A 14,233-nucleotide genomic window follows, 5' to 3' on the forward strand; every position below is an offset into this window, starting at 1 on the left:
GGTTCGTGACGGTGGTGGGTGAGGTTCCGTGGGCGATCCCGTCGCCACAACGCGCCCGTCTCGTTGAACCGGTCGGTACGGCGATGGCCAACGGTCTGCCGCACCGACCCGCAACCGAGCGAGTAGGCGAGACGGATGACGACGATCGGTTCAGACAATCTCACCAACGGTCCGGCCAAGCCGGAACGATTCGGTGGCAAGTACCGCGGCGCCCGTCGGGACACCGTTCTGACCGAGGTGGTTTCGACGGACCAGGAGTTGAGCGGGCGGGAGGGGTCCTCCGAGTCGACGGACCCGCCGCTCTCGCTGCCCTCGCTGGACCCGAATCCGCTGATCGAGCCGTCGTTTCCGCCGACTGGCTGGCCGATGGAGTCCACCGAGTCCCTTGCCGACCATCCGTTGCTGCGTGGCCTCCTGATGGAGTTGCCGCCGAAGGGCAGTGCGCCGCCGCAGGAGTGGCTGGACCGTTGGTTCGAAGCGACGAGGGCAATCCTGGAGCTGCTATACGTGCAGGGGGTTGGTCGCCCGCGTTGACCGTGGCACGTCGGGCTGGGCCCGCTCGGCGAGACGGCTGTGGCGTAGCGCGTGCCGGACCGCGATGGCGGCCACCGCGAGCGCGCCCACGGTGATCGCCGGCCCGGTGACACTCGGATCGGCGCCGAGGTCGGTGCCGGTCGCCGCGATCACCGCAGGCACCGTGGCCAGGGCGGTCACCTGCAGTGGCAGCCCGAGCAGCGGGTGGGCCGCGGCGGCGCGCAACCCGTGCGGCGCAGGTGTCGCGGGCGCGCTGGCGAAGGCGCCCGCGCCGGCCCACAGCCGGCGGACCCGGCGTACCGAGCAGACCGCGGCCACGAGCGCCGGCCCCGCCGCCAGGCCGAGCCCGGCGGCCGCCCGGTCGACCGGCGTGGTGCCGGCGCTGAGCAGACCGCCGCCGAGCACGGCCGCGGTGAGCGCCACCCCGGTGAGGGTCAACACCAGCAACCATCCGGTACGCCGACGCAGCACGCGGGTGTTGTGCAGCCGAGGGAGGCCGTCGGCAACGACGCCGGCGGCCAGCCAGAGGGCGGCGACCGGAAGCAGGATGGTGAGCTGACTCTCCATGTTCGAGAGTCTTTCCCGGATCGACGCGAGGCGAATCCGGGCCGGTCCCCCGTTCGTCCCGGACGTCGTGCCCGTAGGGGGGCATCCTCCTGGAGTTATGGACGTTTCGACATGTCCAACTGCCTGTGCCCTGATCTACCCTCAGCTGGATCGGCAATGGTCGATTGATTCAGGGGACTGGCGGTCGCGTTCCGCCGCCGGTCGGAGGGAGGTAGGAAATGGGTCTTCCACGAAGGTCCGTGCTGGTCGGGGTGGCCGCAGCGACCATGCTGGCGGTCGGCACCCCAGCGCTGGCAGCCGAACCCACCGGAGCGGTCCGGGCCGCGGGCGGCGCCACCGCCGTGCCGGACAGCTACATCGTCGTACTCAAGGACAGCGCGGTGGCCCGGGACCGGGTCGGTGACACCGCGAAGCGGCTCTCCGGCCGCCACGGTGGCACGGTGGCCCGCACCTACGGCGCGGCGCTGCGCGGCTTCGAGGTCAAGGTCAGCGCGAGCGCGGCGGCGCGGATCGCCGCCGACCCTGCGGTGGCGTACGTCGAGCAGAACCACACCGTGTCGATCTCCGGAACGCAGGCCAACCCGCCCTCCTGGGGCCTGGACCGGATCGATCAGCGCAACCTGCCGCTGGACAGCTCCTACACCTACCCGAACACGGCGAGCAACGTGCACGCCTACATCATCGACACCGGCATCAAGTTCTCCCACAACGACTTCGGTGGCCGGGCGACCTCCGGCTACGACGCGGTGGACGGCGGCTCGGCCGACGACTGCAACGGGCACGGCACGCACGTCGCCGGCACCGTCGGCGGTTCCTCGTACGGGGTTGCCAAGGCCGTCCAGCTCGTCGGCGTACGGGTGCTGAACTGCTCCGGCAGCGGCACCAACGCCGGCGTGATCGGCGGTGTCGACTGGGTCACCGCGAACGCGATCAAGCCGGCCGTGGCCAACATGAGCCTCGGCGGCGGCGCGAACACCTCACTGGACAACGCCGTCCGCAACTCGATCGCCTCGGGTGTGACGTACGGCCTGGCGGCCGGCAACGACAGCGGCGCGAACGCCTGCAACACCTCGCCGGCGCGCACCACGGAAGCCATCACGGTCGGCTCGACGACCAACACGGACGCCCGGTCGTCGTTCTCCAACATCGGCACCTGCCTGGACATCTTCGCGCCCGGCTCGTCGATCACCTCGGCCTGGTACACGAGCAACACCGCCACCAACACGATCAGCGGCACCTCGATGGCCACGCCCCACGTGGTCGGAGCGGCGGCCCTGGTGGCCAGCGCCAACCCGGGCTGGACCCCGGCGCAGGTCCGCAACCAACTGGTGGCCAACGCGACCCCCAACGTGGTCTCCAACCCCGGCTCGGGTTCGCCGAACCTGTTGCTCAACGTGGGCACCGGCACCACCCCGCCGCCGCCCACCGGCTGCACCGGCACCAACGGCTCCGACGTGTCGATCCCGGACGCCGGCGCCGCGGTCACCAGCTCGATCACCATCTCCGGCTGTGGACGCAACGCCTCGTCGACCTCCACCGTCGCGGTGAACATCGTGCACACCTACCGCGGTGACCTGGTCATCGACCTGCTCGCGCCGGACGGCAGCGCGTACCGGTTGAAGAACAGCAGCACCTCGGACAGCGCCGACAACGTGAACGCCACGTACACGGTCAACGTGTCCGGTGAGGCCGCCGACGGCATCTGGCGGCTCCAGGTGCGGGACACCTACTCGGCCGACACCGGCTACATCAACACCTGGACCCTGACCGTCTGACCGGTCTCCCACGGCCGAGGCCCCAACCGGAAGACCGGTGGGGCCTCGTGCCGTACGGGATCGGGTCAGACCGAGAAGGTGGCCGGCATTTCGGTGGCCGGCGCCGGCGGGCGGGCCTTCCACAGGCCGGTCTTCTGGGCGGCGAGCCGGCTCAGGTAGGCCGGGTTGAGGATGACGTAGCGGCGCCAGAGCCTCTTCGGCTCCAGACCCAGACGCCAGAACCACTCCAGGCCGGCGCGCTGCATCCATGACGGGGGCTGGCGGAGCAGCCCGGCGTGGTAGTCGAAGGCCGCGCCGACCGCCATCAGCGGCATGTCGAGCAGCGGTCGCATGGCGTACGCGAAGACCTCCTGGCGCGGGCAGCCGAGCCCCACCAGGACCAGCCGGGCACCGCTGGAACGGATCCGGTCGGCGATCTCGGCATCCTCACCGGGCTGGGCGGCACGGAACTTCGACGGCTCCACCCCGGCGATCTTCAGCGCCGGGAACATCCGCTCCAGGGCCGGGATCAACCTGGCGAGGGTCTCCTCGGTCGAGCCGTACAGGTAGACCGGAAGGCCCTCGTCGGCGAAGCGCGACAGCACGTGCAGCGTCAGCGTCGGCCCGTAGACCCGGTCGGTGAGCCCGGCGTGGTGCAGCAGGTTGAGCGCCCAGCGCACCGGCTGCCCGTCCGGAGTGACCACGTCGAAGGAGTTGAGCCGCGCGTTGTGCGCCGGGTCCAGCACTCCGGTCATCACACCGTGCACGGCCAGCGCGGTCAGCGCGAGCGGGCGCCGCTCGTGCGCCGCGGTCACCACCGCGTCGGTCGCCGTGGCGTAGTCGGTGGCGTCGACCAAAACACCGAGGACGTTGCGCTTGGTCCGTGGCGTGGTCATGACTGGGGCACCCATTTGCCGACGTTGGCCTCGTAGATCTCGCGCAGGATCATCGGCACGTCGTATGTGATCTTCCAGTCCGGGTACTGCTCCTCGAACCGGGCCATGCTGCTGACATACCACTGGTGGTCGCCGGTGCGGTTCTGCTCGACGTAGTTGATCCGTGCCTCGCGGCCGGTGATCTCCTCGGCGATCCGGAACGCCTCGATGTGGGAGGTGTTGGAGTGCCGGCCGCCGCCGAGGTTGTAGACCTCGGCGGAGCGCGGGGCCCGGAAGAACGCCTCGAACGCGGTCAGCACGTCACGCGAGTGGATCGCGTCGCGGACCATCTTGCCCTTGTAGCCGTACAGGTTGTATGTGCGGCCCTCCATGACGCAGCGCATCAGGTAGGCCAGGAATCCGTGCAGCTCGGCCGCGGAGTGGGCCGGGCCGGTCAGCGTGCCGCCCCGGAAGCAGGCGGTCTTCATGTCGAAGTAGCGCCCGTACTCCTGGACCATCACGTCCGCGGCGACCTTGGACGCGCCGAAGACCGAGTGCAGCGAGTGGTCGATCGACATTTCTTCGGTGATGCCCTGGTGCCAGCGGTGGTCCTCGGGCAGCTCGTACCGCGTCTCCAGCTCGACCAGCGGCAGGCTGTTGGGCCGGTCGCCATAGACCTTGTTGGTCGAGCAGTGGATGAACGGCGCGTCGATCGCGTGCTGGCGGGTGTTCTCCAGGATGTTGAGCGTGCCGCCGGCGTTCACGTCGAAGTCCGTGTACGGCTCCTTGGCGGCCCAGTCGTGGCTCGGCTGCGCGGCGCTGTGGATCACCACGGCGATGTCCGAGCCGTACTTCTTGAAGACCTGCTCCAGGCCGTCCCGGTCCCGGATGTCCACCGCGTAATGGGTGTACGAGTTGCCCAGGTCCCGGCCGAGCCGCTCCAGGCTCCACGAGGTGGAGCCGTCCTCGCCGAAGAAGTACCGGCGCATGTCGTTGTCGATGCCGACAACGTCCAGGCCGAGGCCGGCGAAGTGCCGGACCGCCTCGGAGCCGATCAGGCCACCCGACCCTGTCACCAACGCGACACTCACACGCCACTCCTGGTCCATCGGAGGCAGAATCCAACGCAGCATAGCGTGACGCCCGGCACGTCCCGATATGACGGAAGGGCCCCGCATCAAGCGGAGCCCTCGTCGGTGGTGGGGATGGGGGGAGTTGAACCCCCACGCCCTTTCGGGCACACGGACCTGAACCGTGCGCGTCTGCCATTCCGCCACATCCCCGTGGCACGACCCGGAACACTGTAGCCGCCCCGGTCCCCCTGTCTCCAGCGGGCCTCGGGAATACTACGCTGTCCCTGGCGCTCGCCACGAGCGGTTACCGTTCGTGGCGGACGAAAGATTAGCACGACAATCCCGGCCCTTCCGAACGGGTCGAGAGCAGCCGGCCGAGCGGCGTGTGAGCTGCGCGCGCGCCGGCCGGATACCATCATGTCCTCGGGACCCGAGGAGGAGCCGGTGAGCGTGCTGCAACGCTTCGAGAAGCGTCTGGAAGGCCTGGTCGAAGGGGCCTTTGCCAAGGTCTTCAAAGGGGTGGTCCACCCCGTGGAGATCCTCAACGCCATGCAGCGGGAGGCCGAGGCGCACAAGGCGATCCTGGCCGGTGGGCGCACGTTGGTGCCCAACCGCTACGTGATCGATCTCTCGCCGTTCGACCACAGTCGGCTGGCGCCGTACGCCGCTGCGCTGGCCCAGGAACTGGCCCAGTCGCAGGCGGAGTTCATCGGCGAGCAGGCCTGGACTGTCTACGGCGACGTGATCGTCGAGATCGAGCGAGGCGAGGGCCTGGACACGGGCATGTTCCGTGTCACGGCCGAGGTCTACACCGGCGGCGAGGTCGCCCCGGTGTCGGCACCCGGCTACGACGCTGGCCCGCCCGCCTACCCCGCGTACGACCAGGGCGGTGGCTACGGCCCCCCGCCTGGGCACGGTGGCGGTCGCAACGTGCGGCTGGTCTCCGGCGACGGTCGCACCTACCCCCTCCAGATGGGGTCGACGGTGATCGGTCGCGGCGACCAGGCCAACCTGCGCCTGCCCGACGTCGGCATCTCCCGGCGACACGCCCGGCTGGATTTCGACGGGGGTCAGGTCGTGCTGACCGATCTGGGGTCGACAAACGGCACCATGGTCAACGGGCAGCGGGTCTCCGCCGTCGCTCTGAACCCCGGTGACATGGTCCAGCTCGGCACCACGACGCTGACCTTCCGCGTGGACGGCTGACCCGCCTTGCCGGAACTGGTCATCACGGTTGCCCGGTTCGGGTTCCTGATCCTGCTGTGGATCTTCGTGTTCACGGTGGTCGGCGTGATCCGGCGGGATCTCTTCGCGGGCGCCCGGTCCGGTCGTCTGGTCGCCGCACCACGCGCGGTGGGAGCCTCGACCGGGCAGGGGGCGAAGCCGGCGAAGGTGAAACGGGGCAGGGCGGCGCACCAGATGGTGGTGACGGCCGGCCAACTGGCCGGCACCAGGATCACTCTGGGTGAAGCGCAGATCACCATTGGTCGGGCCGAGGACTCCACCCTGGTCATCACCGACGACTACGCCTCCGCGCGACACGCCCGGCTCGTGCCACGTGACGGGCAGTGGTACGTCGAGGACCTTGGCTCGACTAACGGCACGTACCTCGATCGCGCTAAGGTCACCGGACCAACCCCCGTCCCCCTCGGCGTGCCGATCCGGATCGGCCGCACTTCCCTCGAATTACGGCCATGACTCTGACCCTGCGCTATGCGGCCCACAGCGACCGCGGTCTGATCCGAGACGGCAATCAAGACTCCGTCTACGCCGGGCCGCGGCTACTCGCCGTTGCCGACGGCATGGGCGGTATGGCCGCCGGTGACGTCGCCAGCAACATCGTCATCGGTGCCATGGCGCCGCTCGACGAGGACGTCCCGGGGGACGCCCTCGTCGATGCGTTGCGTTCGGCCGTCGGCACCGCCAACCAACAACTCCGCGACACGGTGGACGCCAACCCGCAGTTGGAGGGGATGGGCACCACACTGACGGCGACCCTCTTCACCGGCAGCAAGCTGGGAATGGTCCACATCGGTGACTCGCGGGCCTACCTGCTGCGTAACGGCGAGTTCGCGCAGATCACCAAGGACGACACCTACGTCCAGATGCTCGTCGACGAAGGCCGGATCAGCGCAGAGGAGGCGAGCAGCCACCCACAGCGGTCGCTGCTCACCCGAGCGCTGGACGGCCGGGACATCGACCCGGAATACTCGGTGCGCCAGGTTCTGCCCGGCGACCGGTACCTGATCTGCTCCGACGGCCTCTCGGGTGTGGTCAGCGCCGAAACCATCGGCGAGACCCTGCGGGAATACGTCGACCCGCAGAAGTGCGTCGAGCGGCTGGTGCAGCTCGCGCTGCGCGGCGGCGGTCCGGACAACATCACGGTGATCATCGCCGACGCGACGGATCATGACATCGTCGAGGCGACCCCCATCGTCGGCGGCGCCGCCGCTCGCGACCGGGGCATGGCGACCTCCGCGGACGACTCGACCCCGGCCGCACGGGCATCGGCGCTCTCCGCGCCGCGCCCGCCCGCGCCGGAGGAGCCGGCAGCATCGGACGACGAATCGGACCGGCCGAAGCGCCGCCCGGTGCGGACCGCAGCCATGGCCCTGGCCCTGCTGATCATCGTGGGCGGAGCAGCCTTCGGCGGCTGGACGTACACCCAGCGGCAGTACTACGTGGGAGCCACCGACGAGGGCCAGGTCGCCGTCTTCCGTGGCGTCCAGGGTCAGATCGCCGGGATGGACCTCTCCACCGTGCACCGGCGCAGCGGCACCCGACTGGACGACCTCACGGTCGCCGCGCAGGACACCGTCAAGGTCGGCATCCGGGCCAAGAACGAGCCGGACGCCGAGCGTCAGCTCGCCGAGCTGACCAGCGACACCCCGAGCAACCCCAACCTGAAGCCGCTCTGTCCCCTCGACCCGACCGGCACGGTGGGCGGCACTCCGACGCCCCCGCCGACCGGCACGACGCCGACCCCGAACGGCAGCCCGAGCGCCGATGCGTCGGTGACCCCCAACGGGGTTGCCAGCGCGAGCCCGACCGTCGGTGCCACCGACGCCGTCGGTGCGACCGGCCCGACCACCACACCCGACGTCACGCCCTCCGATTCGGCCACACCGGCGCTCGACCCGGCCGGTTGCCGGTCTCCTGAGTGAGCGTCGGCTGAGATCCAGAGGACTCCACCCGTGACCGTAGCGGCCACACCGGCACCCTCGCCCGCCACCGCGGGCGAGCAGTCCGGCGTACGCCTGGCGCGGTCGCGCCGCAACGCCGAGCTGTCCCTGCTGCTGCTCGCGATGGTGCTGGTGGCCGCGTACGGGGCGACCGTCGAAGCGAACCTGCTGGACACGGTCACCCCGGACTTCTGGATGCCCGCAGCCGCGCTCGGTGCGGTCTTCCTCGGGTTGCACCTGGTCATCCGGTTCCTCGCCCCGTTCGCCGACCCGGCCCTGCTGCCGGCGGTGGCCCTGCTCAACGGGCTCGGGGTGGGCTTCCTGCGTCGCATCGACCTGGGCGACGCCCCGGTGGCCGAGCGGGAGAGCCTGGCTATCTTCGCGGGGCAGGGCGGGCGCCAGCTGGCCTGGACGCTCCTCTCGGTGATCCTCGCCGCCGCTCTGCTCGTCATCATGCGCGACCACCGTTCGGTCTCCCGGTACGCGTACACCCTGGGCCTGGCCGGCATCGTGCTGGTGATGCTCCCGGCGGTGCTGCCGCGCAGCATCTCCGAGAAGAACGGCGCCAGACTGTGGATCGATGTCGGCCTGTTCTCCATCCAGCCGGGTGAGTTCGCCAAGCTGGCGCTGCTGGTCTTCTTCGCCTACTACCTGGTGCGCAAGCGCGAGGTGCTGTCGCTGGCCAGCCGGCGTTTCCTCGGCATCGACTTCCCGCGTGGGCGCGACCTCGGCCCGGTGGTCGTGGTCTGGCTGATCAGCCTCCTGGTGCTCATCTTCGAGAAGGACCTGGGCACTTCGCTGCTCTACTTCGGCATGTTCGTGGTGACTCTCTACATCGCCACCGAACGGGTCAGCTGGCTGCTGATCGGCCTGGTCCTCTTCTTCGGCGGCGCCTATCTCGCCTACGTCCTCGGTTCGACGGTCGGCGGGCCGTTCGCCAACTTCTACGTGCGTGCGGAGATCTGGCTGGACCCGTTCGCCGACCCGACCGACCAGGGCTACCAACTCGTCCAGGGGCTGCTCGCCCTTGGCACGGGCGGGCTCTTCGGTGCGGGGCCGGGCGGTGGCCAGCCGGAGATCCTGCCGGAGGTGCAGAACGACTTCATCTTCGCCGGCCTCGGTGAGGAGCTCGGCCTCTTCGGTCTCTCCGCGCTGCTGGTCGTCTACCTGCTGATCGTGGAGCGAGGGCTGCGTGCCGCGCTCGCGGTCCGGGACTCGTTCGGCAAGCTGCTCGCCGGCGGTCTGGCGTTCACCCTCGGCCTCCAGGTCTTCGTGATCGTCGGTGGGATCAGCAAGCTCATTCCGCTGACCGGTCAGACCACCCCGTTCCTGTCCGCCGGTGGCTCGTCGTTGATGGCCAACTGGTTGCTCATCGCGGTGCTGCTGCGGGTCTCCGACGGAGCCCGCCGGCCGGTGGGCGGGAGCGCCAGCAAGGCTGCCCGACCCGCCGGTGGCCCGCCCGAGCAGCTGCACGGTGCTCCCACGGAGGTGATCAAGCCGTGAACGCACCATTGCGCCGCGTCGGCGTTGTCGTCATGGTCCTGTTCGGCCTGCTCTTCGCGAACCTCAACTGGGTTCAGTTCCAGAAGGCCGACGAATACCGCACCAGCGACTACAACGGTCGGGTCCAGGTCGCCGACTACAAGAGCAAGCGCGGCAACATCGAGGCTGGTGGCACCGCGCTGGCCACCAGCAAGGAGACCACCGGCAAGCTGAAGTTCCAGCGCACCTACCCGGGCGGCGCAAAGTACGCCCACGTGCTCGGCTACAAGCCGGTCAACCTCGCCGAGACCGGCATCGAGCGCGTGGAGAACGACTTCCTGGCCGGCACCAGCGACAATTTGATCGGCGACCGGTTCAAGGACATGTTCACCGGCGACGACACCGGTGGCGGCAACGTGCTGCTCACGCTCTCCAAGCGGGCTCAGGACACGGCGTACGACCAACTGCGCAACAACCAGGTGGGGGCGAAGAAGGGCGCGGTGATCGCCATCGATCCGCGTACCGGCGCCGTTCAGGCGCTGGTCTCCATGCCCAGCTTCGACCCGAACCCCCTGGCCAGCCACGACGGAGCCGAGGCGTCTGCGGCGTTCAACAAGCTGGAACAGGACCCGGACGGCCCGCTGAAGAACCGCGCGCTCTCCGAGACGCTGCCGCCGGGCTCCACCTTCAAGATCGTGGTCGCCGCGGCGGCGTTGGAGAACGGGATCAGCAAGACGACCCAGATCCCGGCCGGCTCCAACTGGACCCCGCCCACCTCGGGCAGCCCGATCCGCAACGCCGCTGCGTCGATCTGCCCGGAGCCGAAGGTGACCCTGATGGAGGCGGTCACCGAGTCGTGCAACACCGGCTTCGCCCAGCTCGGTGTGCGGCTCGGTGCCGAGACCCTCAAGGAGAAGGCCCGGCAGTTCGGCTTCGAGCAGGAGGACCTCACCGTCGGTCAGCTCGGCGAGGGAGGCCTGCGCACGGAGGCCAGCCGGACCGGGGACATGCAGAACCCCGACGGCAGCACCGACCCGGCCGCACTGGCCCAGTCCTCGATCGGCCAGAACAACGTCACGATGACCCCGCTCGAAGGCGCCATGATCGCCGGTGCGGTCGCCAACAACGGCAGTCAGATGCGGCCGTACCTGGTGCGGCAGTTGCTCGCTCCGGACCGGACCACCAGCTACTACACCGCCAAGGCCCGTGAGCTGCGCCAGCCGGTCGACGCGCAGGTCGCTACCGACCTGCGCGAGATGATGGTCAGCGTGGTCGAGAACGGCACCGGGCGGAAGGCCGCGATCAACGGCTACACGGTCGGTGGCAAGACCGGCACCGCGCAGTCCGCTCCGGACCGGCCCGACCACGGTTGGTTCATCGGCTTCGCGCTGGACAAGAACGGCACTCCGGTCTCCGCGGTCTGCGTGATGTTGGAGCAGGCTGGCTCCGGCGGCAGCGCCGAGGCGGCCCGGATCGCCGGCCAGGTCATGCGGGCCGCCATCGCCGACCCCGGGGGTCGCTGATGCTGAGCCCCGGCGTTCAGCTCGGCAACCGTTACCGTCTCGACGAGCGGATCGCCAGCGGCGGCATGGGCGACGTCTGGCGCGGCACAGACCAGGTGCTCGGCCGGACGGTCGCGGTCAAGAGCCTGCTGCCCGCGCTGCTCGACGACCCGGACTTCGCCGAGCGGTTCCGCGGTGAGGCCCGCACCATGGCCACCATCAACCACCCCGGCGTGGTCGACGTCTACGACTTCGGCAACGACCAGCAGATCGCGTTCCTGGTCATGGAGTACGTCGAGGGCGACGCCCTGTCGTCCACGCTGAGCCGGGTCGGCCGGCTCACCCCGGCCCGGACGATGGCCCTCGTCGCACAGGCCGCGGACGCGTTGCACGCGGCGCACGAGAAGGGCATCGTGCACCGCGACGTGAAGCCGGGCAACCTGCTGGTCCGGCCGAACGGCACGTTGGTGCTGACCGACTTCGGCATTGCCCGCTCCGACCTCGTCGGCCAGCTCACCGCCGCCGGCTCGGTGCTCGGCACCGCCTCGTACATCTCGCCTGAGCAGGCCACCGGCGGCGTGGCGACCCCGGCATCCGATGTGTACGCGCTCGGCGTTGTCGCCTACCAGTGCCTGGCCGGTCGGCGCCCGTTCGAGGGTGACAACCCGCTCGACATCGCGATGCAGCACGTGCGGGAGAAGCCCCGGCCGTTGCCCGCCGACATCCCGCCGCAGGTCCGCCAGGTGGTGGAACGGGCGCTGGCCAAGGACCCGGCGGCCCGGTGGCCGAGCGCCGCCGCACTCGCCGGGGTCGCCCGCCAGCTCAAGGTCACGCTCTCCCAGCAGGCCAGGGCCGGTGGCAACTCGGGGCCGGTCTCCGTGGCGCCGGCATCGCCCGCCGCGCCCGGCCGGGCCCAGGTGCCGCAGGCACACCAGATGCGCCCGCCAGGCGCCCGCCCACCGGCCGCCGGGCCGAGGCCGACAGCGGTCGCGTCAGCCCAGCAGCAGCCGCGCCCCACCGCCGTCGCGCCGGCAGTCCAGCCCGCCCGGCCGCCGATGGCACCGAACGGGTATCCGCGCGGCGCCGCCTCGGTGCCGTCGGCACCGCCCCGCCAGGAACACCCACCGGCGTACGTCCGGCAGGCCGGCCCGTCGGTGCCGTCGCCCGGTCCCCGCCGGTCCCGGCCCGGGATGGTCCTTCTCGCCATCCTGCTGGCCGTGCTGGTCCTACTCTGCTCCGGCGTGATTTCCTACAACCTGCGGAAGCAGTCGCAGGCCGGTGAACACGCCGGGATGACTCCACGTGCCGTGACGTCCGGCGCGCTACGACTCGACGGGCGCGACGATCCGACCCGAACGTCGTACCGTCGGGAGGTACGACTCCAGCCGGGCAACGGCGGGACGACGACGAGCGAAGGACGACAGACGCGATGACAGCGCAGGCCCGCCTGCTCGGTGGCAGGTACCAGGTCGGCGAGCTGCTCGGCTACGGCGGCATGGCCGAGGTGCACCGCGGTCGCGACCTCCGGCTCGGTCGGGACGTCGCGATCAAGATGCTCCGTACCGACCTGGCCCGGGACGCGACGTTCCAGATGCGATTCCGTCGGGAGGCGCAGAACGCCGCCTCGCTCAACCACCCGGCGATCGTGGCGGTCTACGACACCGGCGAGGAGACCGCGCCGACCGGCGAGACACTGCCGTTCATCGTGATGGAGTTCGTCAACGGGCGGACCTTGAAGGAGGTCCTCGGCGCCGAGGGGCGGTTGCAGCCGCGCCGGGCGTTGGAGATCTGCGCCGACATGTGCGCGGCCCTGGAGTTCAGCCACCGGCACGGCATCATCCACCGCGACATCAAGCCGGGCAACGTGATGCTCACCCAGACCGGCCAGGTCAAGGTGATGGACTTCGGCATCGCCCGCGCGCTCGCCAGCGGTGCGACCACCATGACGCAGACCAGCGCGGTGATCGGCACGGCGCAGTACCTGTCCCCGGAGCAGGCGCGCGGCGAGGCCGTCGACGCCCGCTCCGACGTGTACGCGGCCGGCTGTGTGCTCTTCGAGTTGGTGTGCGGGCACCCGCCGTTCGTCGGGGACAGCCCGGTCAGCGTCGCCTACCAGCACGTACGGGAGACGCCGCCGACGCCGAGCGACATCAACCCGGACGTCACCCCGGCGATCGACGCGATCGTCCTGAAGGCACTGTCGAAGAACCCGCTCAACCGCTACCAGAGCGCCGGCGAGATGCGGGCCGACCTGCTCCGTGCCGCCGCCGGCCGGCCCGTGTTGGCCACCCCGGTCATGACCGAGGCGGAGACGGTGGCGATGTCGCCGGCCGCGGGCCGGGGCGGCTACCCGGCTCCCGCCGGTGGGCCGCAGACCGGGCAGATGGCACGGGTGGGCGATCCGCGCCAGCGCAAGGCGTCCTCCTGGCTGATCGCGACGTTCAGCGCGGTCGGCGTGCTGGCGGTGATCGCCCTGGTCGCGGCCCTGCTCTGGAGTCAGCAGCAGGACAAGGCCAACAAGTCGGTGCCGACCCTGGTCGGCAAGGACCAGGCCGCAGCGGTCGCCGCGATCAGCGGCGCCGACCTCCAACCGCGGGTGGGCGACCCCGTCCTGGCCAACGACTGCACGAAGAACACCGTCGCCAAGCAGGACCCTCCGCCGGGCACTCGGCTGAAGCAGGCCAGCACGGTGACCATCCAGCTCTGCGGTGGCAAGCCCGACGTGAAGATTCCACCGAATCTGATCAACGCGCAGTTCGACAACGTCAAGACCCAACTCGAGGGCCTGGGGTTGAAGGTCGACGAGAAGAATGTCGACAATCCCGCGCAGGAGGGCATCGTCCTCAAGCTGACCCCACCCTCGGGCACCACCGTCCCGCAGGACAGCAAGGTCACCGTCGAGGTCTCGAAGGGCAACGTCAACAAGGTGCCCAACGTGGTCAACTCCACCCGGGACGAGGCCGCCCAGGAACTTCGCGAGGCGGGCTACAAGGTCGAGTTCCGGGACGGCGACGAGGTGCCGGCCAGCCAGGCCGGCCGGGTGCAGAAGCAGAGCCCCAACGCCGGCACGTCGCTGGCGAAGGACAGGACCGTGACCATCGAGATCAGCATCCCGGAGAAGGTCGACCCGACGCCCACCGTGACACCGTCCGGTACGCCGTCAGCCACGCCGACCACTCCCGGCAACGGGGGCGGCATCGGTCTGCCGTTCCCGCCCCCGCCGACCCGGCTCCCCGAGGACTAGTCCGACGCCCTCGGGCTCGG

Annotated in this window: 12 protein-coding genes and 1 tRNA gene; 9 read left to right on the forward strand and 4 right to left on the reverse strand. The window is 70.2% G+C overall.

Going from position 1 to position 14,233, the window contains the following annotated elements:
- Positions 1-135 precede the first annotated feature (135 nt).
- The gene (locus tag AC3CF1_RS19830) at positions 136-534 is read left to right on the forward strand and encodes a hypothetical protein (protein WP_088950847.1); all 399 of its coding nucleotides are present in this window, start codon (positions 136-138) and stop codon (positions 532-534) included.
- Here AC3CF1_RS19830 and AC3CF1_RS19835 read toward each other — a convergent pair.
- Positions 502-1,101 carry a hypothetical protein gene (locus tag AC3CF1_RS19835; protein WP_088950848.1) on the reverse strand — a complete coding sequence of 200 codons (600 nt, stop codon included), beginning with the start codon at positions 1,099-1,101 and terminating at the stop codon, positions 502-504. The genes AC3CF1_RS19830 and AC3CF1_RS19835 overlap by 33 nt on opposite strands.
- Before the next feature lie 218 nt (positions 1,102-1,319).
- Between AC3CF1_RS19835 and AC3CF1_RS19840 the strand changes: the two genes are divergently transcribed.
- Complete coding sequence (locus AC3CF1_RS19840; protein WP_354982179.1) at positions 1,320-2,876, forward strand: S8 family peptidase; 1,557 nt, start codon at positions 1,320-1,322, stop codon at positions 2,874-2,876.
- A 65-nt stretch (positions 2,877-2,941) separates the two neighbouring features.
- Here AC3CF1_RS19840 and AC3CF1_RS19845 read toward each other — a convergent pair whose 3' ends face one another.
- The 3 genes from AC3CF1_RS19845 to AC3CF1_RS19855 all read right to left on the reverse strand — a co-directional run bounded on the left by AC3CF1_RS19845 (position 2,942) and on the right by AC3CF1_RS19855 (position 5,013).
- On the reverse strand, positions 2,942-3,751 hold the full coding sequence (locus AC3CF1_RS19845; RefSeq protein WP_371408168.1) for a WecB/TagA/CpsF family glycosyltransferase: 810 nt from the start codon (positions 3,749-3,751) through the stop codon (positions 2,942-2,944).
- A complete protein-coding gene (locus AC3CF1_RS19850; protein ID WP_172862135.1) occupies positions 3,748-4,863 on the reverse strand; it encodes an NAD-dependent epimerase/dehydratase family protein in 1,116 nt (371 codons plus the stop codon). Before AC3CF1_RS19850 ends, AC3CF1_RS19845 begins: the two co-directional genes overlap by 4 nt.
- Positions 4,864-4,927: 64 nt before the next feature.
- Positions 4,928-5,013: transfer RNA gene (locus AC3CF1_RS19855), tRNA-Leu, on the reverse strand.
- Positions 5,014-5,220: 207 nt separating this feature from the next.
- Between AC3CF1_RS19855 and AC3CF1_RS19860 the strand changes: the two genes are divergently transcribed.
- The 7 genes from AC3CF1_RS19860 to pknB are packed head-to-tail and all read left to right on the forward strand — an operon-like array spanning position 5,221 to position 14,213.
- Positions 5,221-6,009: an FHA domain-containing protein gene (locus tag AC3CF1_RS19860; RefSeq protein ID WP_007454122.1), complete on the forward strand. Its 789-nt coding sequence runs from the start codon at positions 5,221-5,223 to the stop codon at positions 6,007-6,009.
- 6 nt (positions 6,010-6,015) lie between these two features.
- The gene (locus tag AC3CF1_RS19865) at positions 6,016-6,501 is read left to right on the forward strand and encodes an FHA domain-containing protein FhaB/FipA (protein ID WP_088950851.1); all 486 of its coding nucleotides are present in this window, start codon (positions 6,016-6,018) and stop codon (positions 6,499-6,501) included.
- Complete coding sequence (locus AC3CF1_RS19870; RefSeq protein ID WP_354982177.1) at positions 6,498-7,967, forward strand: PP2C family protein-serine/threonine phosphatase; 1,470 nt, start codon at positions 6,498-6,500, stop codon at positions 7,965-7,967. The genes AC3CF1_RS19865 and AC3CF1_RS19870 overlap by 4 nt, the downstream gene beginning before the upstream one ends.
- Positions 7,968-7,997: 30 nt before the next feature.
- The gene (locus AC3CF1_RS19875) at positions 7,998-9,488 is read left to right on the forward strand and encodes an FtsW/RodA/SpoVE family cell cycle protein (RefSeq protein ID WP_354982176.1); all 1,491 of its coding nucleotides are present in this window, start codon (positions 7,998-8,000) and stop codon (positions 9,486-9,488) included.
- Positions 9,485-10,990 carry a peptidoglycan D,D-transpeptidase FtsI family protein gene (locus AC3CF1_RS19880; protein WP_354982175.1) on the forward strand — a complete coding sequence of 502 codons (1,506 nt, stop codon included), beginning with the start codon at positions 9,485-9,487 and terminating at the stop codon, positions 10,988-10,990. Before AC3CF1_RS19875 ends, AC3CF1_RS19880 begins: the two co-directional genes overlap by 4 nt.
- Positions 10,990-12,402, forward strand: coding sequence for a protein kinase domain-containing protein (locus AC3CF1_RS19885; protein WP_355159806.1), 1,413 nt, complete (start codon positions 10,990-10,992; stop codon positions 12,400-12,402). Before AC3CF1_RS19880 ends, AC3CF1_RS19885 begins: the two co-directional genes overlap by 1 nt.
- Complete coding sequence (gene pknB / locus AC3CF1_RS19890) at positions 12,399-14,213, forward strand: Stk1 family PASTA domain-containing Ser/Thr kinase (protein WP_488451012.1); 1,815 nt, start codon at positions 12,399-12,401, stop codon at positions 14,211-14,213. Before AC3CF1_RS19885 ends, pknB begins: the two co-directional genes overlap by 4 nt.
- The last annotated feature ends 20 nt before the right edge of the window (positions 14,214-14,233 follow it).

It is taken from the genome of Micromonospora sp. MGP-C2, assembly GCF_057766525.1.

What these genes read in the sequence shown, in the direction of transcription:
- AC3CF1_RS19830 (WP_088950847.1), top strand. Translation starts at nt 136, where the DNA reads ATGACGACGATCGGTTCAGACAATCTCACCAACGGTCCGGCCAAGCCG.
- AC3CF1_RS19835 (WP_088950848.1), bottom strand. Translation starts at nt 1,101, where the DNA reads ATGGAGAGTCAGCTCACCATCCTGCTTCCGGTCGCCGCCCTCTGGCTG.
- AC3CF1_RS19840 (WP_354982179.1), top strand. Translation starts at nt 1,320, where the DNA reads ATGGGTCTTCCACGAAGGTCCGTGCTGGTCGGGGTGGCCGCAGCGACC.
- AC3CF1_RS19845 (WP_371408168.1), bottom strand. Translation starts at nt 3,751, where the DNA reads ATGACCACGCCACGGACCAAGCGCAACGTCCTCGGTGTTTTGGTCGAC.
- AC3CF1_RS19850 (WP_172862135.1), bottom strand. Translation starts at nt 4,863, where the DNA reads ATGCTGCGTTGGATTCTGCCTCCGATGGACCAGGAGTGGCGTGTGAGT.
- AC3CF1_RS19860 (WP_007454122.1), top strand. Translation starts at nt 5,221, where the DNA reads ATGTCCTCGGGACCCGAGGAGGAGCCGGTGAGCGTGCTGCAACGCTTC.
- AC3CF1_RS19870 (WP_354982177.1), top strand. Translation starts at nt 6,498, where the DNA reads ATGACTCTGACCCTGCGCTATGCGGCCCACAGCGACCGCGGTCTGATC.
- AC3CF1_RS19885 (WP_355159806.1), top strand. Translation starts at nt 10,990, where the DNA reads ATGCTGAGCCCCGGCGTTCAGCTCGGCAACCGTTACCGTCTCGACGAG.
- pknB (WP_488451012.1), top strand. Translation starts at nt 12,399, where the DNA reads ATGACAGCGCAGGCCCGCCTGCTCGGTGGCAGGTACCAGGTCGGCGAG.